Origin of the sequence: Sphingobium sp. B1D7B (assembly GCF_025961965.1) — a bacterium.
Classification (GTDB): Bacteria; Pseudomonadota; Alphaproteobacteria; order Sphingomonadales; family Sphingomonadaceae; genus Sphingobium.
In genome coordinates this window covers 2602533-2623021 of the sequence record NZ_JAOQOR010000001.1, presented here as the reverse complement: position 1 = coordinate 2623021, position 20489 = coordinate 2602533, and the positions used below count along the sequence as shown (strand labels likewise).

The following is a 20489-nucleotide window of genomic DNA, read 5'->3' as shown; positions in this document are numbered from 1 at the left end:
CCGTGCCGATCAAGATACCAGACCACCTTCCCGCCCGCCGTACCCTGGAAGCGGAAGGCGTCCTCGTCATGGACGAAGGCACCGCAACGCGGCAGGACATCCGGCCATTGCGGATCGGCCTGCTGAACCTGATGCCGGACAAGATCAGCACCGAGACGCAGATCGCCCGGCTGCTCGGCGCCACGCCGCTCCAGATCGAGCTGACGCTGGTGCGGATTACGGATCACGCCACCCGCAACACCTCCGCCGATCATATGGCCGCCTTCTATCGGCCTTGGAGCGCGGTACGCCATGAGCGGTTCGATGGCTTCATCATCACCGGAGCGCCGGTGGAGCGGCTCGATTATGAGGATGTGCGCTACTGGCCGGAGCTGACCCACATCTTCGACTGGACGCAGACGCATGTCCACCGCAGCTTGACAATCTGCTGGGCGGCGCAGGCGGCGCTTTATCACTTCCATCGCCTACGCAAGCGCACCTTGGAGCAGAAGGCGTTCGGGATCTTCCCGCATCGCAATCGCCTGCCGACCTCGCCATATCTGCGGGGCATGTCCGACGTGTTCGACGTGCCGGTGTCGCGCTGGACCGAGGTGCCGCGGATGGAGCTGGAGACGGCGCCGCATCTGCAGGTCCTGGCCGATGCGCCCGGAACAGGCGCGGGTCTGGTTTATGACGAGCCCCGACACATGCTGCACATGTTCAACCATCTGGAATATGATACGGAGACGCTCGCGCGGGAATATGCCCGCGATGGCGGGGCCTGTTTGCCTGTCGACTATTTCCCGCAGAATGACCCAGCGCGTCCGCCGCTGAACAGCTGGCGGAGCCACGCCCATCTGCTGTTCGCCAACTGGATCAACGAGGCCTATCAAACCACCGCGTTCGACCTTGCGCATGTCGGGCGGGAGCCACTGCCGGTGTCGTGAAGGACATCACCGGTTCCGCGCACGCCGTAGCCTCCAGTTGGCGATGTGCGCCCCCGCGAGCAGCAGGCTGCCCGAGACCGTGATCGCCGTTTCCAGAATCTCCCGGCTGGCGAACAGGATGCCGACCGCCATCAGCGCCAGGCCGACCGCGCCGATCGCCAAGGGCACGGGCGCCCGGTGCCTGCGCCAACCGCTCACCAGCGCGAAGGCGCTGGTCGGCACCGCGAGCGCGAGGACGATCGCGTGGAAGCTCTCGCCCGGATCGATCTGATCGGCGAAGGCCGGGAGGGCTGCCAGCAGCAGCGGCAGTCCCAGACAGTGGATCATGCAGGCGACGGAGGCGCAGACGGCAAAGCCGTCCAGCCAGTCGTTTCTGCTCCGGGTTTGCGTGAGGGGAGATGCGGCGGCTACATGATTCAATTTCATGCCACCATTATGATATGGTATATCATGTCTTTCAAGGCATGGAGCATTTAATTGGTCGGAACGCTACCTCTGAAGCAGCCCGCTATTCAAACGCTACGCGCCGCCAATCAGGGCGCGGCAGCCTGAACAACGCGCAGCCGCCTACCCTCTCAGTTCCGCTAGCATTTAGGTGCGCGAGCGCGCCCGCAACATGGAAAACTCCACGTCGCGGGCGTTCGCATTCACGCCTTGGGGATGACCGGCACCAGCAGGTGGCTGTCATACTGACCACCGGTGTGGATGATATGCGTGCCGGCGTTGCGCAGTTCTTCGTGGCGCGCGAAGGGCAGCATCGGCAGGCCCTCGCGATAGATATCCATGCCCTTCACGACGACGCGCAATTGCTCGCCCGCCCGGAACAGCGTGGAGGACGGCCAGATCTCGATATCGACCGGCACCGGAACGCCCGGCTCCAGCGGCTCCTCAACGAGATGGCTGTGGACCGGTTGGAACGGCGTCGAGCGTGCTTCATCCAGCGCGCGATGGCTGGCGCGCAGCCAACCCAATGCTACCGGACCATTTTCGAAAAAGGCGTAGAAGGTCATGCCCACCGCATTGCCATCGGCATCGAGCTTCTGCAGCGCGACGAACAGATCCATGTCGTCCGCGCCCTGCGCTTCCACCCACAGGCGCAACTTCATATAGCCGGTCAGCTCGGTATCCGTGTCGAAGCGGATATCGAAGCGGGCCTCGCCGGCTTCGTCGAGCGGATCATAGGAGGCGCTGGCTGCATTGCCCACGGGCTCGCCCTGCATCGTGCCGGTCGCGGCATCGAGATAGAGCGGCGTGTAGACCGTGCGTGCCAGCGGCCATTCCTGCTCGCCGCGCATGGTCCATGTCTGCGCGCTTTCGCGGACTTCGAGCAGCACCTTGGGCCAGTCGGCAAGGCCGCTCTCGACGCCCTTGAGATAGCGATCGAAGAAGACGCGGGCCAGCTCCTTGCTCTCGGGCATATAATAATGTGCCCATTTCTTGCGGCCATGGCCAATCAGCCATTTGTCCGGCGAGGAGAACTGGCGGAAGGCCTCGAAGGTGCCACGGGTATGCAGTGCCTGATCCGCCCAACTGCCCACGACCAGCGCCGGAATGTCGATGGCCGACAGGTCGACTTCCTTGCTCGCCCAATAGGCATCGTACAACGGATGCGCCTGCACATTGGCGTTGGTATCCTCGTAGCGCTGATGGCCAAAGCGCAGATTGCTGCTGCCGCGCGGCAGGAAGCCCGTCTCGCGAATGCCGCCATGATAGGCGAATTCGCGATACCAGTCCGAGAAGCCTTCCCACGGATTGATGGCGGCCAAATGCGGCGGCTTGAGCTGACCGACGAGATACTGGATCGCCGCGAGATAGGAGACGCCGGTCATGCCGACCTTGCCATTGCTCCAATCCTGCACGCCGAGCCATTCGATAAGGTCATAGCAATCCTCGCCCTCGCCGAGGCCGTTGTGGCGCACCTCGCCCTCGGACTGCCACATGCCGCGCGAGTCCGCATTGCACACGGCATAGCCATGCGCACACCAAAAGGCCGGATCGGGCGCCTCGAAGGCGGTGAAGCGGGACATCCAACCAGCCTCCACGCCCGAATGGGGCGGGAAGAGCTTATCGGACAGGCCATGCTTGCCATAAGGGCTCCACCCCAGAAGCACGGGCAGCGGGCCAGCGGCGGCATCGGCGGGACGATAAAGATCGACATAGATGTGAACGCCGTCGCGCAGCGTCACCTGGATATTGCGGTCGATGAGGAGGCCGTCCTCTTCCCATTGCTCATGGGCAATCGGCGGCAGCGGCGGCTTGCCCGGTGCTGTCGTGGGATCAATGCTGTCCTGCATGATCAGCGTGAAGCCGGCCGTATCGCTCATCGACAATCCTCTCGTCTGGAAATTAAAAATGCCCGGCGGTCAGTTCGACCGCCGGGCACATCATTAACGGATCAGAACTTGAACCGGGCACCGATGCGGTAGGAACGGCCAACCACGTCATACAGCACGTTGTTGGTCGGACCGAAGCTGGACGGTGCGTCCACCGGCGGATCCTTGTCGAACAGATTGTTGATCGCGCCGAATATCTCCATCTTTTGGTCGCCACGGTTCCAGACCGCGACGCTGCCGTTCAGGTTCACATAGGTCCACGGCGCGATGTAGTTGTCGTTGACGCTGTTATCGAGGTTCGGGTCATAGCCATATTGGCCGGGCCCGATCAGCGAGTTGTTGTAGGTGCCGCTGGAGATGTGACGGACCTGCACCTGCAGCGTGGCAGGCTCCGCATTGAACGTCACATAGCCGTTGATGATGTAGCGCGGCATGCCCGAGGGCTGCGAAACCGGCGAGCCGTTCATGCCGGCACGATCGACCGTACCGCTGGCGGAGTTGGTGATCAGGTCGTCGATGATCGTCGCCATGCCGCGCAGCGAGATGCTGCCCCCGAACAGGTTGACCGGCAGCGTGTAAGCGGCCTCGATGTCCCAACCGCGCGTGATCAAGCTACCCAGGTTCACGTTCGTGTTCACGATCGACTGGATATCACCGAAACGGCGCCCCGGAGCGACCGGACCGCGGGTGATGAGGCTGCAATATTCCTGGATGCCATCGCGCTCGCAACCATCGACGATGACCTGCGCACCTAGCTGCGACACAGCCTTATCAAGCTTGATGTCGAAGTAATCGACCGAGAAGCGCAGGCGACCGGCACTGCCCAGATCGGGCTGCAGGACGACGCCGACCGTGAAGGTATCGGCTTCTTCCGGCACCAGCGTGGAATCGCCGCCGAGCAGCACGGAGGTGAGCACCTGACCGCCTTCACTCGGGCGAACGTTCTGGAAGCTGGTCTGCAGCGGCCCGAAAAGCTCGAAGAGGTTGGGCGCACGAATGTCACGCGAGCGCGTCGCGCGCACACGCAGCCAGTCCAGCGGCGAAGCCTCGACACCGACCTTCCAGGTCATGACGTCGCCGCTAGTCGAGTAGTCCGTGTAACGCAGAGCGCCGTTCAGATAGACGCCCGGCGCGACGGGAACGTCGAGTTCGCCGAAGGCCTCGAAGACATCGACCTTGCCGTCGATCGGCGCGCCCGGGCCCGTGTAGAACTGCAGCGCCCGCGAGATCGCATCGGCATTACCCCGCGCGATATCCTGGCGCAGCTCGACACCCGTTGCGGCCTTGATCGGACCGGCCCAGCCCTGGAACAGCGTGCCGTTCATCGATGCGGCAACGACGTTCTGGGTGATCCGCGTGTCCTGCTCCACCGTGCCATGCGTCCACGCCTTGGCGGCGGCCGAGAAGTTGTTCTCACCGAACGGGTTCAGCGGAACGCAGCCAGCAGCCGCCGGGTTGCCCTGCAGGGTTGCGCGGCACACGATGTTGCCGTTGGCAGGACCGCCGTTGAATTCGCCCTGATCGACGGCGTCGATGGCAAACTGCAGGCGCGGCGTGATCGAGGTGTTGTAGCCGCGCTGCCAGTAGTCGGTGCGGCCGAACTGGTAATAAGCATCGAATTTCCAGTCGCCCCACATTTCAGCATTGATACCCACGACCGCGCGGTAGGTGTCGCGCTTCACGGTCGAACGCTGCGGCCCGAGGTCGTTCCACACGCGACCCATGTTGAAGGACGGCAGGCCGACGCTCGCCATGGTGGCTGCGACCGAATCCGGCAGGAAGGCGTTGTCGGCGCGGATCACCAGCGAACCCAGGTCGCGACGCTGCGCCCCGATGGTGGAGCCATTGACGCGGCTGTAGGAGCCCTCGGCGAACAACTCGACGCCGTCAGCCACTTCGAACTTCAGATGGGTGAAGCCATTGAGGCGCTCGACGGGCGCGGCGATCGGGAAGTTTTCGTAGAAAGCCTGACGCGCATCGCCACCACCGCTCTGGAAGATTGGCACGCCGTAATAGGTGCCATAATCATGCGGCACGAGCGTTCCGTCCGGGCGGAATTCCATGCCGCGCAGACCCGACGCATTGAAGGCTGCCGCGTTCGCAGCCGGCCCGGAGACGATGAGACCATTATAGGACGCCGTCGCCGTGCGCGTGTTCGGCAGGATCAGCGTGGCGGGCAGCCCCGCGCCGACGCGGCCGAGGCTCCGATTGGCGGGGTTAACGAGCGGATTGGCGACTGTGTTGTAAGCCAGCGAGCACCAGTCGCGCGAATAGCAGCCATCGGTGCCCTTATTATCGGAATACTCGACGCCCGCGATGATGTGGCCGCGACCACCGGCGAAGCTCATGCCGCCGGCGAGCGCGAACTGATATTCCTTGCCATCGCCTGCATCGTTGATGCCGTACTGCGCCGAGCCCTTGAGGCCGGTCAGGTTGGTGTCGAGAATGACGTTGACGACGCCGGCGACGGCATCCGAGCCGTAAGCGGCCGAGGCACCGCCGGTCACCACATCGACGCGCTCGACCAGCGAGGTCGGGATGATGTTAAGGTCAACCGCGCCGGCATTGGCGAAGGAGCTGCCCTGCACGGTCGAAGCCACCACGCGGCGGCCATTGATGAGCACGAGCGTGCGGTTGGCGCCGAGGCCGCGCAAGTCGGCGGTGGAGGCGCCGATGTTGTTGGCGAAGATCGCGTTGGTGCTCGGCGTCGCCTGCGGACGGAAGGACGGCAGCTCGTTCAGCACCTGCGCGACGTTGACGGCAGCCTGGCGCGCGATCTGCTCACCGCCAACCACGGAGACGGGCGTGGGCTGATCGAAGCCGGTGCGGGCGATGCGCGAGCCGGTGACGATGATCGCCTCGCCAGCCTCATCATCCTGCGGCTGCGCGGCGTCCTGGGCGAAAGCGGGCGTGGCGACAAAAGCCATGCCGAGCGCGAGAGCGCTCAGGCTGGCACCGGCACCGGCCCTCAAAACGCGCGAACGGGTAATGAATGGGGACATGGACAATCTCCTCTCCTGATCAGGCACTAGGCACAAGCTTTGCCGAACGACGCGCGCGCAAAGACAATGCCCGCCCCCGTTCGACATGCTGGAAAAACAACGATGACGGACTATCAAGGGAGAATTGATCCCTCAACACCTTTAGCGCGAGTTAACTGCCTCATTGGCGAGGTGTGACATATCCGTCACAAAACCGGGGCTTTGCGTTGAAAAAGTCCACTCGAATAGGGGTTTTTGAACACCAGAACCCCCAGCGAGATCAGGGAGCGAGGGGAATCGTCTCCGCCTCGGCGAGGATCAGGAGAAAGTCCTCCCGGACGTCGGTCCAAACCTGTTGGGGGGTCCAGCCACCGGCTGAAAGCAGGGCGCAGGCAGATTGTTCGGTATATTTGTGGCTGTTCTCTGTATGGATGGTTTCCCCATCGCGCATGAAGAACAAGCGGTCCTCGACCTGAAACGCGACGTCCCGCTGCGCCTCAAGATGCATTTCGATCCTGCTCGCCGCAGGATTCCATCGGGCGACATGGCGGAAATCGTCTGCGGGAATGTCCGCGCCCAGCTCCCGATTGATCCGGTGCAGGAGATTGAGGTTGAATTGCGCAGTCACGCCTTGCACGTCGTCATAAGCCGCGATCAGGCGATCGATTGGCTTCACCTGGTCGATGCCGATGAGCAGCCATGAGCCATGGCCGAGCGTGTCGCGCATCGAGCGCAGAAGGTCCGTCGCGGCGAACGGCGCGAGATTGCCGATGGTGGAGCCCGGAAAGAAGCCGAGCATCGCTCTGCCCCGCAGCGCCGAAGGCAGCGCGACCGTTTTGGTGAAGTCGGCTTCGACCGGATAGATCGGCAGGTCCGGCAGCAATTGCGCGAGATCGGCGTTGGACTGGAGAAGAAATTCCCCGGAAATATCGATCGGCACATAAGCCGAAGGATTGACCTGCCGCAGCAGATGGGGGGTCTTGAGCGAACTGCCGGAGCCGAACTCCACAACGACCCGCCCCTCCCCGATCAGGCCTGCGACATCACCGCAATGGGCCTTGAGCAAGCCGACTTCCGTGCGGGTCGGGTAATATTCGGGCAGCCGCGTGATATCCTCGAACAGTTCCGAGCCGACAAGATCGTAAAACCAGCGCGCCGGGATGGCCTTTTGCCGCTGCGACAGGCCCGACAGGACGTCCTCGCAAAATGCACTGGTGCCTTCATCCGGTGCGGAGCGGTCCAGCAGATCGAGTTTGGGCATCGTCGCCATGGTTAGCAGTCCTTTGCGAGCCGCAGTCCGGTGAACTGCCAGCGCTGATGAGGGTGAAAGAAATTCCGGTACGAGGCGCGCATATGGCCGCGCGGCGTAGCGCAACTCCCGCCCTTCAGCACGAACTGGCTGCTCATGAACTTGCCATTATATTCGCCGACCGCGCCCTCGGCGGTACGAAAGCCGGGAAAAGGTCGATAGGCCGAACCGGTCCATTCCCAGACATTGCCGAACAGCGAGAGAAGGCCTGGCCCGTCTTCCGGGCATAGCGGCGCGACCGGTCCCGGCCCGTCAAGCTGGATGCCGCCGTGAGGATCGGCACCCTGTGCCGCCGCTTCCAGTTCCTGCTCGGTGGGCAGGCGCGCGCCCGACCAGCTCGCAAAGGCATCGGCCTCGTAGAAGCTGATATGCGTGACAGGATCGGCATCATCCACGGCCTGCCAGCCCGAAAGACTGAACTGCTCCCAGGCGCCATCCGACTCCTGCCAGTAAAGCGGGTGGCCGATCCCTTCCCGATTGCACCAATCCCATCCGTCTGACAGCCACAGGGATGCCGTGCGATAGCCGCCATCCTCGATGAACGCGCGCCACTCACCATTGCTGATCGGTCGATTGGCGAGCGCGTGGGGCGCGAGATAATGGGGATGACGCGGCTGCTCATTATCGAAGGCGAAGGCTACATCGCCATCTGCGTGGCCAATGTCGGCAAGGCCGTTGGGCCGCTCGATCCAGCGCACGGCCGGGGTCTCGCTATGTCCTCGCGGTTGTGCAGGCCACAGGGCGACATCGAGCGGGTTGCACGAAAACAGATGCTTGAGATCGGTCAGCATCAGTTCCTGATGCTGCTGCTCATGATGGAGGCCGAGGGTGAGCAAGTCCGGGCACGCCTCCGCGAGCCGAGGCATCGCGTTCAGGACCGCCTCATCGACCCGCGCACGATAATCGCCGACCTCCGCGAGCGTGGGGCGCGTGAGCAGGCCTCGATGCGGGCGCGGGTGTCGCGGCCCCTCCGCTTCGTAATAGCTGTTGAAGAGATAGGCCCAGCGCTCGTCATGCGCGACATAGCCCGGCACATGGTCGCGCAGCAGGAAGGTTTCGAAAAACCAGGTCGTATGAGCGAGGTGCCACTTGGCGGGCGACGCATCGGGCATCGACTGCACCGTCGCGTCGGCGTCGCTCAGCGGCGCCGCCAGATCGACAGAAAGCGAGCGGACGGATTGGAAGCGGTCAGCCAGGTCTGCAGAACATGCCTCGGCGACCTGCGCGCGGCTCGCCATCTCAGGGATTCATGTCCGCGATCGGCTTCCCGTCCTGCTCCTCTTCGAACAGCAGGGCCGCTGCTCCAGTTGCGGACAAGCGCACCTTGTCCCCTTCCACCTCTGCGACGAGGCCGCCGGACAGATAATGGTGATGCTTGCCATGCGAACCGCTGTCCGCGCGCGTCATCTTGATGCGGTCGCCCTCGACATGGTCGACTGTCCCGATATGAGCGCCATCCGCGCCGATGATGGACATATGCTCTTTGACGTTGCTGAGATCGGCCACAATTGCCTCCACGCTTGATCGGGAACCCGATAGCCTAACGCGCAAGGCCGATATTGGATGCAGCCCGATCCGAGCGAATCTTCGGCTCAGACGTAGCGCAACCCGGCGTCCATGATCCGCTGGCGCAGATCGAACACGTCGAGACTGAACTCTCCGGCTGCAAGGCGCGTGCGCTTCCCAGCCTCGTTCGCCTCACGGGCCCGCGATGCTTCCAGCACCTTGGCGGCGTTGGCGCGGGGGACGACGCACACGCCGTCATCATCAGCGACAATCACATCCCCGGGATTGACCAGCGCGTTGGCGCAGACCACCGGGATGTTCACGCTGCCCAGCGTGTTCTTGACCGTGCCCTGCGCATAAATGGCCTTGGACCAGACCGGGAAGTTCATCTCGGTGAGGTCGCGCACATCGCGCACGCCGGCATCGATGATCAGGCCGCGACAGCCGCGCGCCTGCGCCGAGGTGGCCAGCAGATCGCCGAAATAGCCGTCTTCGCACGGGCTGGTCGGCGCCAGCAGCAGGATGTCGCCCGCTTTCAACTGCTCAATGGCGACATGCACCATCCAATTGTCGCCCGGAGGCGCGCTGATCGTCACTGCACTGCCGGCAATCCGCGCGCCGGCATAAATCGGCCGCATGTAGCTCGCCAGCAAACCCGTGCGTCCCTGCGCCTCATGAACCGTCGCAACACCGCACGCCGCCAGACCGTCAATCACCTCAGGATCAGCACGCTCGATATTCTGTACGACCACACCCATGATTGCTCTTGCCCTCTCAGCTTGCGATGATTGTCTTGGTCTCCAGAAACTCTTCCAGTCCCCAGACACCATATTGCCGGCCATTGCCGGACCTTCTGTATCCCCCGAACGGCGCCGCCGCCGTCCATGGCGGAAAGTTGATTGACACATAGCCTGCCCGCACGCGGGCAGCGACGGCCCGCGCCGATGCGGGATCGGCCGACTGCACATAGGCGGCGAGGCCGAAGTCGGTGGCATTGGCGATTTCCACCGCCTCGTCAACATTCCGATAGGTGAGGATGCACAGGACCGGGCCGAAGACCTCCTGCGTGGCGATGGCGGCATCCGGCGCGACCGGACCGAAGATCGTCGGCCTCGCATAATAGCCGGTCGGCAGATTGTCGGGTCGTCCGAGACCGCCGGTCAATAGCGGCTGCCCGCCATCGATCGCCTGCCGGATCAGGCCCTGCACCCGATCGAACTGCGCCGCGTTCATCAGTGGGCCGAAGCTCGTCGCGGGATCATCAGGCGGCCCCACCACAAGGCCCTGCGCTGCGGCCACGGCAAGCGCGGCAACATCCTCGAAGCGGTCGGCCGGGACGATCAGCCGGGTCGGCGCGGCGCAGACTTGCCCTGCCACCATCATGCATGCCACCACGCTGCGCGGGACGACCGCCGCAAAATCAGCTTCCGGCAGCAGGATATTGGCGCCCTTCCCGCCCAGTTCCTGATGCACGCGCTTGATGGTCGGTGCCGCCGCTGCCGCGACCGCCGCGCCGCCCGCCACCGATCCGGTGATCGAGATCATGTCTACATCCGGGTGTGCGGCGAGGCGCTGCCCGCAATCCGCGCCGCGACCATTGACGAGATTGAACAGGCCGGGCGGCAGGTCCGCCTGTGCCATCGCCTCCGCGAGCAGGCCGCCGCACAATGGCGCATGTTCGCTCGGCTTGACAATCACCGTGCATCCCGCAGCGATCGCCGGCACGGCCTTGCACAGCATCTGATTGACCGGGGCATTCCAGCTGGTGATCGCCACCACCACGCCAATCGGCTCCCGCACGATCTCGAACCCGCCGGGCATCTTCTGGGCGAACGGATAGCGCGCGAGGATCTCGGCCATGCTGTCGAAATGCGCTCGGCACATCATGCTCTGTCCCTGCGCGACCATGCGCGTCAGGCCGATCTCCCGCATGAGATGATCCTCCAGCGCGGGTGCCAGCGTCTCGAAGGCGGCGCGCATCCGGGCGAGCACGTCCAGCCTTTCCGCGATGCTGCTCTGCGACCATGAGGTGAACGCCTGCCGGGCAGCAGCGACGGCGCGATCTGCGTCGATCGCATCGCCGAGGACCGCGCGCCCGAGCAACGTTCCATCCGCCGGAGACCGAACCTCGACGATGTCCCGGCCGTGCGGGTTGACCCAAGCGCCGCCGATGAAGAGACGATCCTGATACAGCGGAGCATTCAAAGTCGTGACACCTTGGCGTGAGGATTGTATAGCACGAGAATATACTATTTCAGAGAGGCGCCGGTGCCGCAATCGGAAAGCGCAGATTATATCATCATCGGCGCGGGGTCGGCGGGATGCGTCCTCGCCAGCCGCCTGTCGGCCGCGCCGGAAAACCGGGTCTTGTTGCTGGAGGCAGGCGGGCACGATCGCCACCCGCTGATCCGCATGCCCTTTGCCTTCATGAAGCTGCAAACCATGCCGTTCCTGACCTGGCCCTATTGGAGCGAGCCCGAGCCGGGGCTGGATGGCCGGCGCCTGTGGCTGCCACGGGGCAAGGTTTTGGGCGGCACCTCCTCGATCAACGGCATGGTCTACGCGCGCGGCCATCCAGCAGACTATGATGAATGGTCGGCACTCGGCGCCACCGGCTGGAGTTGGGACGAGGTGCTCCCCTATTTCCGCCGCTCCGAACGGAGCTGGCGCGGCGACAGCGCAGATCATGGCGTCGACGGGCCGCTGACGGTCAGCCCGGTCGAGACGACTGGGCCTTTGCATGATGCGGTGATGCAGACCGCGCGCGCCCTTGGCCATCCAATTCTCGACGATCAGCATGGGCCAAATAGCGGGCACGGCTTTGCACCGCCCGAAGTGACGGTGGACAAAGGCCGCCGCGCCAGCAGTGCGCGGCAGTTCCTGCATCCCGTCGCGCATCGACCCAATCTGGCCATTCGGACCGGCTGCACGGTCACCCGGATCGCCATCGAGGCCGGGCGCGCGGTGGGCGTCGAGATCATCGACAAAGGCCGGCCGACTTTGCTGAGCGCGCGCCGCGAGGTCATATTGTGCGCGGGCACCTACAACTCGCCGCAATTGCTGATGCTCTCGGGGATCGGCCCGGCAGACGACTTGCGCGCGCTCGGTATCGATGTCGTGGCCGACTTGCCCGGGGTTGGCCGCAATCTTCAGGAGCATCCCCTCACCGGCATTGGCTACACGCTGACCGAGCCCATCGGCTTCGAGAGCAATTTGCGCTTCGACCGGCTGCTGTTGAACGTGGGACGCTTTTTCCTCGGCCTGGGGAACCGGGCGACGCAATTGCCGGTCACCGCCTTTGGCTTCATGCCGACCACGCCCGGGCTGGCGCGGCCGGATATCAAGGCCAATATATACCCCACCCGGCTCGATGCCCGCGTCTGGTTTCCCGGCATTCGCAAGGGCGCCGGTCATGCCATGAGCGCATTCGCCGTGCTGCTGAGGCCTGAAAGCCGAGGCAGCGTGCGCCTGCGCTCGCGCAACCCGGCGGACGCGCCCGAGATCCGGATCAACATGTATGAGGACGAACGCGATCTGCTGACGATGCGCCGGGCGGTGCGCATGTTGCGGGAGTTCTTCGCCACCGCGCCGCTGCGAGACCTTGCCGCAGGCGAGATCATGCCGGGCAGTGGCGTGCAGAGCGATACGGAGATCGACGCCTATAATCGCCGCAGCAGCGTGCTCGCCCATCATGCCTCCTCGACTTGCGCCATGGGCGCCGATGAGCAGGCTGTGGTCGACCCGGCCTTGCGGGTCCGTGGCATTGAGGGTCTGCGCGTGGCCGACGCCTCTGTCATGCCGCGCATTGTGGGCGGCAATACCAATGCGCCGGTGATCATGATCGCGGAAAAGGCCGCTGACCTGATCCTTGGCATCGCGCCGCCGCAGTCCTGCTGAGGGAGGACGTTCCCACGGCAATCGATTGCATTTTTACTGGCCCTGCGAGCCTCGCTTCGCTACCCCTCCCACCCATCGACCCGCTGGATGCGAGACTCGCCGCAGCCGCACGAGGATGAGGAGGCTTTGAAATGAAGAGATTTTTGATCGCCGGCGCCGCCATGCTGGCCATGGGCACGGCGCTCGCTGCGCCCGCTCAGGCAGAACTGAAAGTCGGCGCCGCCAAGGTCGACTGGACCCCGGCCGCCAAGAGTCTGAAAGAACCCTATACCGGCGTTCTCGACCCCATTTACGTGCGCGCGATCGCGCTGGAGAGCAATGGCGAGCGCGCCGCGCTCGTGACGGTGGATGTGGGCGCGATCCCGACGGACCTGTGGAGCGGCGTCACCGCTCGACTGAGCAGCGACCTCGGCATTGCGCCGGAGCGCGTCATGCTCACCGCGACCCACACCCACAGCGTGCCCTGGGGTCCGCACCCCAAGCTGGAGGACCAGATCGTCCAGGCCGTGCGCGAAGCGGTCGGCAAGATGCAGCCGGGCAAGGTCGCCTTCGGCGAAGGCAAGTCCTACATCAACGTGAACCGCAACATCATCGACCCGGACAACCGCCGTTGGTGGGAAGGCCCCAATGTCGATGGCCCGTCCGACAAGACGGTGGCCGTGCTGCGCTTCGAGAATGCGGCCGGGAAGCCGATCGCCGTTTATTATAACTACGCCGTCCATGCCGTGCTGACCGGCAATCTCGATCTGGTGAGCGGCGATCTGCCCGGCGCCGCCTCCCGCTATATCGAAAATGCGATGGGCGATGATGTGGTGGCGGTGTGGTCCGAGGGTGCCGCGGGTGACCAGAACCCCATCTTCTTCCAGCAGACCTACGATCTGCGCGCCATCCGCATCGCCGATTATGCCAAGCGCGGTGAGGACATCAGCAATGCCATGCCGCCCGGCGGCGTCGGCATGGATCGCAAGAACCCCCAGGTCGCCAAGCTCATGGAGCAGCAAAAGCAGATGGCCCAGTCCATGGGCCAGATGCTCGGTGAGGCAGTGCTGCAGACCATGCGCCTGCGCCTCGAACGGCCCGAGAAGGTGAACGGCATCGCCGGCGCCAGCAAGACCTTGGTGTGCCCCGGTCGCGAGCGCACCGACAAGGGCCGCGCAGGCTATGCCGGCACCTATGTCGACGCGGCAGACATCCCCATTCACCTCAGCATGCTGAAGATCGGCGATGTTTTCATCGGCGGCGTGAATGGCGAGGTGTTCAATCCCATCGCGACCAGCTTCAAGGCACAGGCGCCCTCGCGCCGCACCATGATGGCGACGCTGACCAACGGCTTTGGCCCATCGGGCTACATCCCGAACGATGCGGCTTTTGGCCAATATACCTTCGAGGTGGTGTCCTCGCGCCTGAAGCCCGGCTGCGCGGAAAGTGGCATCGTCAACGGCCTGCTCGATCTGGTCGAGCAGACTGACGCCGCCAAGTAAGGCCAAGGGGGCTACGGCCCCCTTCCCGCCTCCGGCCCAATCCGCCTAGGCTCAGTCCTCTTCGCACTTGCAGACCGGCCCCGCGCGCGTCGCGCTGGGCCGGGGTGCGGTCGTCGCGAACTCGACTGGGACCAGCCGGCCATCGCGGTTTGCATCCGCTCCGGCAAACCGGGTCGATGTCGCCACGGCCCACTCCTCGAACGAGAGGAGGTTGTTGCCGTCCTTATCCAGCTTTCGGAACGCGCTCGTTCGGCTTGCCATCATTTCCAGTCGCGTCACCACGCCATCGCGATTGCGATCATAGCGGTCGAAGCGCTTCTGCTCGCGGGTGCGCTCTGTGGCTTCCGGGACGTCGGGCGGCGGCGCCCCGCGTGCATTGGGATCGCCCGGCCCGGGCAAGGGCGGCGCTTCTGCGCGCAGGCCACCATTGGCGACGCGCGGCTGCATGTCCGCATCCACGGCGGACTGCCACCAGAACAGCCCCGCCGCGACGAACAGCAGCGCGGAAAGTACACCGGCAAAGAATCGCCCCATCGCAGGCCCCCCGAAGGGAGATTAACCGCGCAGGGCGGCGATCAGCAAGCGGCTGTACTGGCGGGGCGTGAAGCCGCGCGATGGCAGCCGGGCGGCGCGGACGTCCGGCATGGCAACAGCGGCGAGCAGACGCAGGGGGCGCGGCAGGCTACGAGGCGATCGCGCATCCCGAGGCAGAAAATCCGAGGCGATCGCGATGCTCCGCAGCGCAAGAGCCTCCTCGCTGGCGTGACCGGCCAGATCCCACAAGGCCCAGAGCGCGCCGAGCCGATCGGACGCCTCGCTCTCTCCTCCAGCCAGCAGGGCAAACAGCCCGCCACCCCGAGCAAGCGCATAGTCCCGCAAATCCTCGTCGCTCAGCGGATCGGGCGAGGCAAGCACGCGCCATCCGTCGATCAGCCGTTCTGCCGCCGCGCTGGCGCCGGCGTCCGCTTGCTGGCGCCAGGCTTCGACCAGAGGCTCGCCGCGCCCCTTGGCATCATCCCGTTCCACCAGCACGGCATCCCACCAGGCAAGGCGAATGGCGGCGATCGTCGGATCGGCCCGCCGACGGATCAGCTCGGCCAACCGGGCGTCCAATTGCCAGCACAGCGCATGCCATGAGCGTTCCGCCGCAGGCGTGTGTGCGAGCAACAGGCGCTGCAACGGGGCGGGCTCGTGATCGGCACCGAGCGCGGTAGGCGGCGCATTCACCAACGATCAACCAACCGAATTAGGCATTTGTCCACCACTTCTGAATAAGGCGAGGATCGGGCCGGTGGCGGTGCAATCGTTCGCCGGGTGGGTGGCTTTAAGGGCAGTGAGGACAGGAATGCGCAACCGGGCAGGCGCAAGCTTCATGACCAGGCTTGGCCGCGACGTGCGCGGCAACGTCATCGCCATTTCGGCAGCGGCGCTCATTCCGCTGGCGGGGCTGATTGGCGGCGGCGTGGACATGAGCCGTCTCTACCTCACAAAGACGCGACTGCAACAGGCTTGTGACGCCGGCGTGCTGGCCGGCCGCCGCGCAATGGGATCGGGCAGTTGGACCGAAGAAGGCAGCACCAGCACCCGCAGCCGCGCGCTCGAGCTGTTCAACGCAAATTTCACGGACGGCGCCTACGGCACGACCTTGCTCGACCACGATTTCTCGGAGGATGACGGCGAGGTCACCGGCTTCGCGGACGTCTCCGTGCCCATGACCATCATGCGCATCTTCGGCATCACCGAGCGGACCATGCACGTAACCTGCACCGCCAAGATGGAAATTCCGAATACCGACGTGATGTTCGTGTTAGACGTGACGGGATCGATGAATTGCCCAGCAGATGGAAGCTGGTGCCCGGGCGGCAACAATAACAATAGCCCGGCAAGCAATGCCCGCCTTGTTGGGTTGAAGAGCGCCGTCAAATGCTTTTATGAAGCTCTGCTGCGGGTTAACACCACGGAGACCTGCGGCAACGACCCTGCAGCCACCACTTATGCCGGCACGGCGCAAATCCGCTTGGGGTTCATGCCCTATTCGGTAAACGTGAACGTCGGCAAGCTTCTGAACAATGACTGGATGGCTAGCACAGCGATCTACCAGTCGCGCGAGCCAAAAACTGAAACAGTTTACTCATGGCAAGCGGGCACCGAAACAATAACCCCGTGGACAAACTGGTCAGGTTCTCCGACGAATCTAAATAATGCCAGCACCTATTCCGGCTGGTCTAATATTACGAACAGCAACAACAACAGTTCAACTACTATTAACGGCACATCATACAGCAATCGGCGCACCGACAGGAACTCTTCAAACTGCTCCAACCTCAACTCGAACGGGACGGTACTTACTTACACGGATACTGGCAGCCTACAGGACCCCACCGACGTAGCTCCGGTGTATCCGGAAGATCCACAAGTTCGGACCCATCGGCAGGACGACAACCATGTCGTCGTCGCATACAAATACTCATGGTCAAACAGCAGTTGCCGTCTTCAGAGCAGCAACGCGCGCACATACACGCGCTCAAAGACGGCGACTGGCACACGCTCCATCACTTGGACTACACACCGGCAACGCGTAACCGGCTGGACATATAAACAAATGTCGTTCGACGTTTCCGCTTTGAAAGCTGGTGGTACAAACTGGAATAATAGCGTCGCACTGCCGGTAGCGACATCGACCGTTCCAGCGGTCAAACTATCCGGCTCCAACGCGGACACGACGCTCTATATTGCCGCGAATGCCGAGGTCACTTGGGATGGGTGTATTGAGGAGCGCAAGACCGTTCTAAACAGCGACGGCGATGCGAGCGATGAATGGAATTCCATTCCGACTGGCGCGCGCGATATGAACATCGATGCGGTGCCCGATCCCTCCAACCCGGACACGCAGTGGAAACCTATGCTGCCTGGTGTAGTCTGGGCGCGCTACACGGGTACCAATTACAACTACAATTGGACCGTAGATCCTCCTGTAGTGACTTCGGATCCGAATCCTTATCATCCCCGCAAGGACCGATTCAGTTATTATTGCTCGACCGAAGCGAAGAAGCTCCAGACCTGGTACACACCAGGGGGATTTGAAACCTATGTCAACTCCTTGCGCGCCATCGGCAACACGTACCACGACATAGGGATGATCTGGGGCGCCCGGTTCATTTCGCCGACCGGTATCTTTGCTGACGAAAACAGGGAGACCCCCACTGGCGGCGCCATCCAGCGGCACATTATCTTCATGACCGACGGCGCCACGATGACAGACAACACAAATTATACGGCCTATGGCATTCCCTGGTGGGACCGGCGCCAGACCACCTATGCGCCCAACGACACGCAGCTCACCAACATCCTCAACAGCAGGCTCGTCGCACTGTGCACCGCGATCCGCAACCGCAACATCACATTGTGGGTGGTCTCCTATGGCGGCGGTGTCGACGCCGAGACTGAAGCGCGCCTGGAGAATTGCGCGACGCCCGGCAAATATTTCAAGGCGGACGATACGCCAACGCTGATCAGCAATTTCAAGCAGATCGCATCTGAAATCGCCGATCTGAGGCTGACCAACTGAGATGAGGCGCGCGCCTCATCTGTTCGGCGCACGCGCCCTGCCTGTCCTGCGCCGTTTCGCGCGGGCGCAGGACGGCGTGACGATCATCGAGTTCGCGCTCATTCTGCCGGGCTTCCTCATCATGCTGCTGGGCGCGCTGGATGTTGGGCACACGCTCTACATGCAGAGCGTGGTGCAGGGCGCCGTGCAGAAGGCCGCGCGGGACGGCACGCTGGAGACATCCGCGGGCACCAACGCGACCTCGCGCGATGCGATCGACGCCGTCGTGGAAAGCCAGATCAAGCAATTGCACAATGACGCGGAGGTTTCGGTCCAGCGGCGCTTTTATCGCAGCTTCTCGCAAGCCGCTGCTGCTCAGGCCGAGCCCTTTACGGACAGTGCGAGCGGACCCAACAAGAATGGCGTTTGTGACGGTGGCGAGCCGTTTGTAGACAACAATAACAACGGCGTTTGGGATGCCGACGGTGGCAATGCCATCAACGCCGCGGGCGCGCGCGACAATGTCGTGTTCACCGTGACGGTGTCCTATCCGCGCCTGTTTCCGATCGACAGACTGATCGGCGGGCATGGTATCACGCATGTCGTAGCCAGAACGGTCCTCTCCAACCAGCCCTATGGCGACCAGGGCACCGATGGCACGCCCACCGTGCGGTATTGCTCATGAGTGCGGTGAGACTCCTCAAGCGCAAAGGCGCACTCTGCCGTATGCGGCTTGGAAACGTCTCGCGTCTCGCGCGCGCCCAGAGTGGTGTGGCCGCCGTGGAATTCGCACTCACGGCTCCGCTGATCCTTGGGATGTTCCTCGCGGGCGCGGAACTCACCAATTTCGCGATCACGCGGATGCAGGTGAGCCAGATCGCCCTCCACGTTGCCGATAACGCTTCCCGCATCGGCACCAACAGCCTGCTCACCGCGCCGCAGATCAGCGAAGCGCAGATCAACGATCTGCTGATCGGCGCCAACATGCAGTCCGGCGCGCTCGATCTCGCGACGAATGGGCGGATCATCATTTCGAGCCTTGAGCCGGTCGCCAATCCCAATCCCGAACCCAAAAAATTCCACATTCACTGGCAGCGTTGCTTCGGCGCCAAAAGCTGGGCCTCCACCCATGGCGTGCAGGGCGACACCGATCTGCCGGCGATGGGCGAAACCGGCAAGCAGGTGACGGCGCCCGATGGCGGCGCGGTCATTTTCGTTGAAGTGGCCTATGATTATACGCCGCTCATTTCGGCGAGCATCGTGCCGACGACCGTCATCGTCGATACTGCCGCCATGACCGTGCGCGACGACCGCGACTATAATGGCAATGGCGGGACGGGCGTCTACAATAATGAAGGCGTCACCGCTTCGACCTGCAGCAGCTGAGGCGATAGCGCGGGCCTAGAGCGCCAGATCGACCCAGCCGTCTTGGGCCCGAGAGGCGGCAACGGCTGTCTCGATAAACGCCATGCCGCGCAACCCCTCCTGCACGCCGGGCAGCGAAGGCGCCGCATTGCCCTGAAGAACCGCCGCGAAATCGCGATAGAGGGTGGCAAAGGCCGCCATATAGCCGTCAGCGTGGTGGACGCCGGGCGGGCAGGCGATCGCAGGCTCGTCCTCGCCGAAAGCGAGCCGAAGGCTGGCACCGTCGATCGGATGCAGCGCGAGGGCATGCGGATCATCGAGCGTCCAGACCAGACTGGCAGCGTCCCCGTCACAGCGCAGGCGCAGCCGGTTGCCCTCCCCCGCCTCGATCTGCGAGGCCATTATGGTCCCGCGCGCGCCATTGTCGAACCGCAGGAGCACGGCGCAGTCATCGTCCAGCGTGCGCCCCGGGACGACGCTGCCAAGGTCGGCCATGATCCGGCTTACGTGCAGGCCGGAGACGAACTCGGCGAGATGGAAGGCGTGGACGCCGATGTCCGCGATGCAGCCGCCTACTCCGGAGCGCGCGGGGTCTACCCGCCAGGCGGCCTGCGCATGGCCGGCTGCGCTCGCCAGCCAGCCCTGCGCATAGGTTGCGCTGACCTTGCGGACCGCGCCCAGCTCGCCTGCGGCGATCATCGCGCGGGCGGCGCGCACAGCGGCAAAGCCACCATACGGATAGCTGACCGCAAAGGGGCGGCCCGTCTCGTTCACAAGCGCGGCGAGCCTGCGGGCTTCATCGAGCCACGCGGTCATGGGCTTGTCGCTCATCACGGCAAGGCCAGCCTCAAGGGCGGCCACGGCCGCCGGATAATGGAGATGATTGGGCGTGACGATGCTCGCGAAATCGGCCCCATCCGCCCGGTCCCGCTCGCCCGCCAGCAAGGCGGGGACATCGGCATAGACGCGGGCGGGATCGATGCCATAAGCAAGGCCCGCCTGCCGGGATCGCGCCGGGTCGGAGGAAAACACGCCGGCAACCAGCCTGATCTGTCCGGTCGCCTCCGCCGCGATGCGGTGGGTCTGGCCGATGGACAGAAGCCCGCCTCCGCCAATCATGGCCATGTTCAACATGACAGGCGTT

Annotated in this window: 17 protein-coding genes; 6 read left to right on the top strand and 11 right to left on the bottom strand. The window is 63.9% G+C overall.

What is annotated here, in order from left to right; all coding sequences use genetic code 11:
• Nucleotides 1-2: 2 nt before the first annotated feature.
• Nucleotides 3-926 carry a homoserine O-succinyltransferase gene (locus M2336_RS12195; RefSeq protein ID WP_264574870.1) on the top strand — a complete coding sequence of 308 codons (924 nt, stop codon included), beginning with the start codon at nt 3-5 and terminating at the stop codon, nt 924-926.
• Between the two features lie 6 nt (nt 927-932).
• Here M2336_RS12195 and M2336_RS12190 read toward each other — a convergent pair whose 3' ends face one another.
• The 8 genes from M2336_RS12190 to M2336_RS12155 form a co-directional block, all read right to left on the bottom strand.
• A complete protein-coding gene (locus M2336_RS12190; RefSeq protein WP_264572729.1) occupies nt 933-1352 on the bottom strand; it encodes a MerC domain-containing protein in 420 nt (139 codons plus the stop codon).
• Between the two features lie 221 nt (nt 1353-1573).
• On the bottom strand, nt 1574-3250 hold the full coding sequence (locus tag M2336_RS12185; protein WP_264572728.1) for a CocE/NonD family hydrolase: 1677 nt from the start codon (nt 3248-3250) through the stop codon (nt 1574-1576).
• A gap of 71 nt (nt 3251-3321) precedes the next feature.
• Nucleotides 3322-6261, bottom strand: coding sequence for a TonB-dependent receptor plug domain-containing protein (locus M2336_RS12180; RefSeq protein WP_264572727.1), 2940 nt, complete (start codon nt 6259-6261; stop codon nt 3322-3324).
• 259 nt (nt 6262-6520) lie between these two features.
• Entirely contained in the window at nt 6521-7510 is a 990-nt protein-coding gene (gene egtD, locus M2336_RS12175) for an L-histidine N(alpha)-methyltransferase (protein WP_264572726.1), read from the bottom strand.
• Between the two features lie 2 nt (nt 7511-7512).
• A complete protein-coding gene (egtB, locus tag M2336_RS12170; RefSeq protein ID WP_264572725.1) occupies nt 7513-8787 on the bottom strand; it encodes an ergothioneine biosynthesis protein EgtB in 1275 nt (424 codons plus the stop codon).
• A gap of 1 nt (nt 8788) precedes the next feature.
• Nucleotides 8789-9055, bottom strand: a complete 267-nt coding sequence (locus M2336_RS12165) for a DUF2171 domain-containing protein (protein ID WP_264572724.1) — start codon at nt 9053-9055, stop codon at nt 8789-8791.
• A gap of 86 nt (nt 9056-9141) precedes the next feature.
• Entirely contained in the window at nt 9142-9816 is a 675-nt protein-coding gene (ligK, locus tag M2336_RS12160; RefSeq protein ID WP_319801493.1) for a 4-carboxy-4-hydroxy-2-oxoadipate aldolase/oxaloacetate decarboxylase, read from the bottom strand.
• Nucleotides 9817-9829: 13 nt separating this feature from the next.
• Nucleotides 9830-11260, bottom strand: a complete 1431-nt coding sequence (locus M2336_RS12155) for an aldehyde dehydrogenase family protein (protein WP_264593030.1) — start codon at nt 11258-11260, stop codon at nt 9830-9832.
• 63 nt (nt 11261-11323) lie between these two features.
• Between M2336_RS12155 and M2336_RS12150 the strand changes: the two genes are divergently transcribed.
• Together M2336_RS12150 and M2336_RS12145 are read left to right on the top strand one after the other, a co-directional pair.
• Nucleotides 11324-12952: a GMC family oxidoreductase gene (locus M2336_RS12150; protein ID WP_264572721.1), complete on the top strand. Its 1629-nt coding sequence runs from the start codon at nt 11324-11326 to the stop codon at nt 12950-12952.
• 131 nt (nt 12953-13083) lie between these two features.
• Nucleotides 13084-14433 (top strand): neutral/alkaline non-lysosomal ceramidase N-terminal domain-containing protein, encoded by a 1350-nt coding sequence (locus M2336_RS12145; RefSeq protein ID WP_264572720.1) that lies wholly within the window; start codon nt 13084-13086, stop codon nt 14431-14433.
• Nucleotides 14434-14484: 51 nt separating this feature from the next.
• Here M2336_RS12145 and M2336_RS12140 read toward each other — a convergent pair whose 3' ends face one another.
• Nucleotides 14485-14967 (bottom strand): EF-hand domain-containing protein, encoded by a 483-nt coding sequence (locus M2336_RS12140; protein ID WP_264570194.1) that lies wholly within the window; start codon nt 14965-14967, stop codon nt 14485-14487.
• A 21-nt stretch (nt 14968-14988) separates the two neighbouring features.
• Nucleotides 14989-15660, bottom strand: a complete 672-nt coding sequence (locus tag M2336_RS12135) for a hypothetical protein (protein WP_264572719.1) — start codon at nt 15658-15660, stop codon at nt 14989-14991.
• 145 nt (nt 15661-15805) lie between these two features.
• On the opposite strand from M2336_RS12135, the gene M2336_RS12130 reads away from it, so the two are divergent.
• Genes M2336_RS12130 through M2336_RS12120 form a run of 3 tightly spaced genes read left to right on the top strand, consistent with a single transcriptional unit; the run spans nt 15806 to nt 19366 of the window.
• A complete protein-coding gene (locus tag M2336_RS12130) occupies nt 15806-18001 on the top strand; it encodes a TadE/TadG family type IV pilus assembly protein (RefSeq protein ID WP_264572718.1) in 2196 nt (731 codons plus the stop codon).
• Nucleotide 18002: 1 nt separating this feature from the next.
• The gene (locus tag M2336_RS12125) at nt 18003-18665 is read left to right on the top strand and encodes a TadE/TadG family type IV pilus assembly protein (protein ID WP_264572717.1); all 663 of its coding nucleotides are present in this window, start codon (nt 18003-18005) and stop codon (nt 18663-18665) included.
• Between the two features lie 41 nt (nt 18666-18706).
• On the top strand, nt 18707-19366 hold the full coding sequence (locus M2336_RS12120; protein WP_264593029.1) for a TadE/TadG family type IV pilus assembly protein: 660 nt from the start codon (nt 18707-18709) through the stop codon (nt 19364-19366).
• Nucleotides 19367-19381: 15 nt separating this feature from the next.
• On the opposite strand, the gene M2336_RS12115 is transcribed toward M2336_RS12120, so the two are convergent.
• Complete coding sequence (locus tag M2336_RS12115; RefSeq protein ID WP_319801642.1) at nt 19382-20479, bottom strand: Gfo/Idh/MocA family oxidoreductase; 1098 nt, start codon at nt 20477-20479, stop codon at nt 19382-19384.
• Nucleotides 20480-20489: the final 10 nt, after the last annotated feature.

Coding starts and splice junctions, on each gene's coding strand:
- M2336_RS12190 (WP_264572729.1), bottom strand. CDS start 1,352: ATGAAATTGAATCATGTAGCCGCCGCATCTCCCCTCACGCAAACCCGG.
- M2336_RS12185 (WP_264572728.1), bottom strand. CDS start 3,250: ATGAGCGATACGGCCGGCTTCACGCTGATCATGCAGGACAGCATTGAT.
- M2336_RS12180 (WP_264572727.1), bottom strand. CDS start 6,261: ATGTCCCCATTCATTACCCGTTCGCGCGTTTTGAGGGCCGGTGCCGGT.
- egtD (WP_264572726.1), bottom strand. CDS start 7,510: ATGGCGACGATGCCCAAACTCGATCTGCTGGACCGCTCCGCACCGGAT.
- egtB (WP_264572725.1), bottom strand. CDS start 8,787: ATGGCGAGCCGCGCGCAGGTCGCCGAGGCATGTTCTGCAGACCTGGCT.
- M2336_RS12145 (WP_264572720.1), top strand. CDS start 13,084: ATGAAGAGATTTTTGATCGCCGGCGCCGCCATGCTGGCCATGGGCACG.
- M2336_RS12140 (WP_264570194.1), bottom strand. CDS start 14,967: ATGGGGCGATTCTTTGCCGGTGTACTTTCCGCGCTGCTGTTCGTCGCG.
- M2336_RS12130 (WP_264572718.1), top strand. CDS start 15,806: ATGACCAGGCTTGGCCGCGACGTGCGCGGCAACGTCATCGCCATTTCG.
- M2336_RS12125 (WP_264572717.1), top strand. CDS start 18,003: ATGAGGCGCGCGCCTCATCTGTTCGGCGCACGCGCCCTGCCTGTCCTG.
- M2336_RS12120 (WP_264593029.1), top strand. CDS start 18,707: ATGCGGCTTGGAAACGTCTCGCGTCTCGCGCGCGCCCAGAGTGGTGTG.
- M2336_RS12115 (WP_319801642.1), bottom strand. CDS start 20,479: ATGTTGAACATGGCCATGATTGGCGGAGGCGGGCTTCTGTCCATCGGC.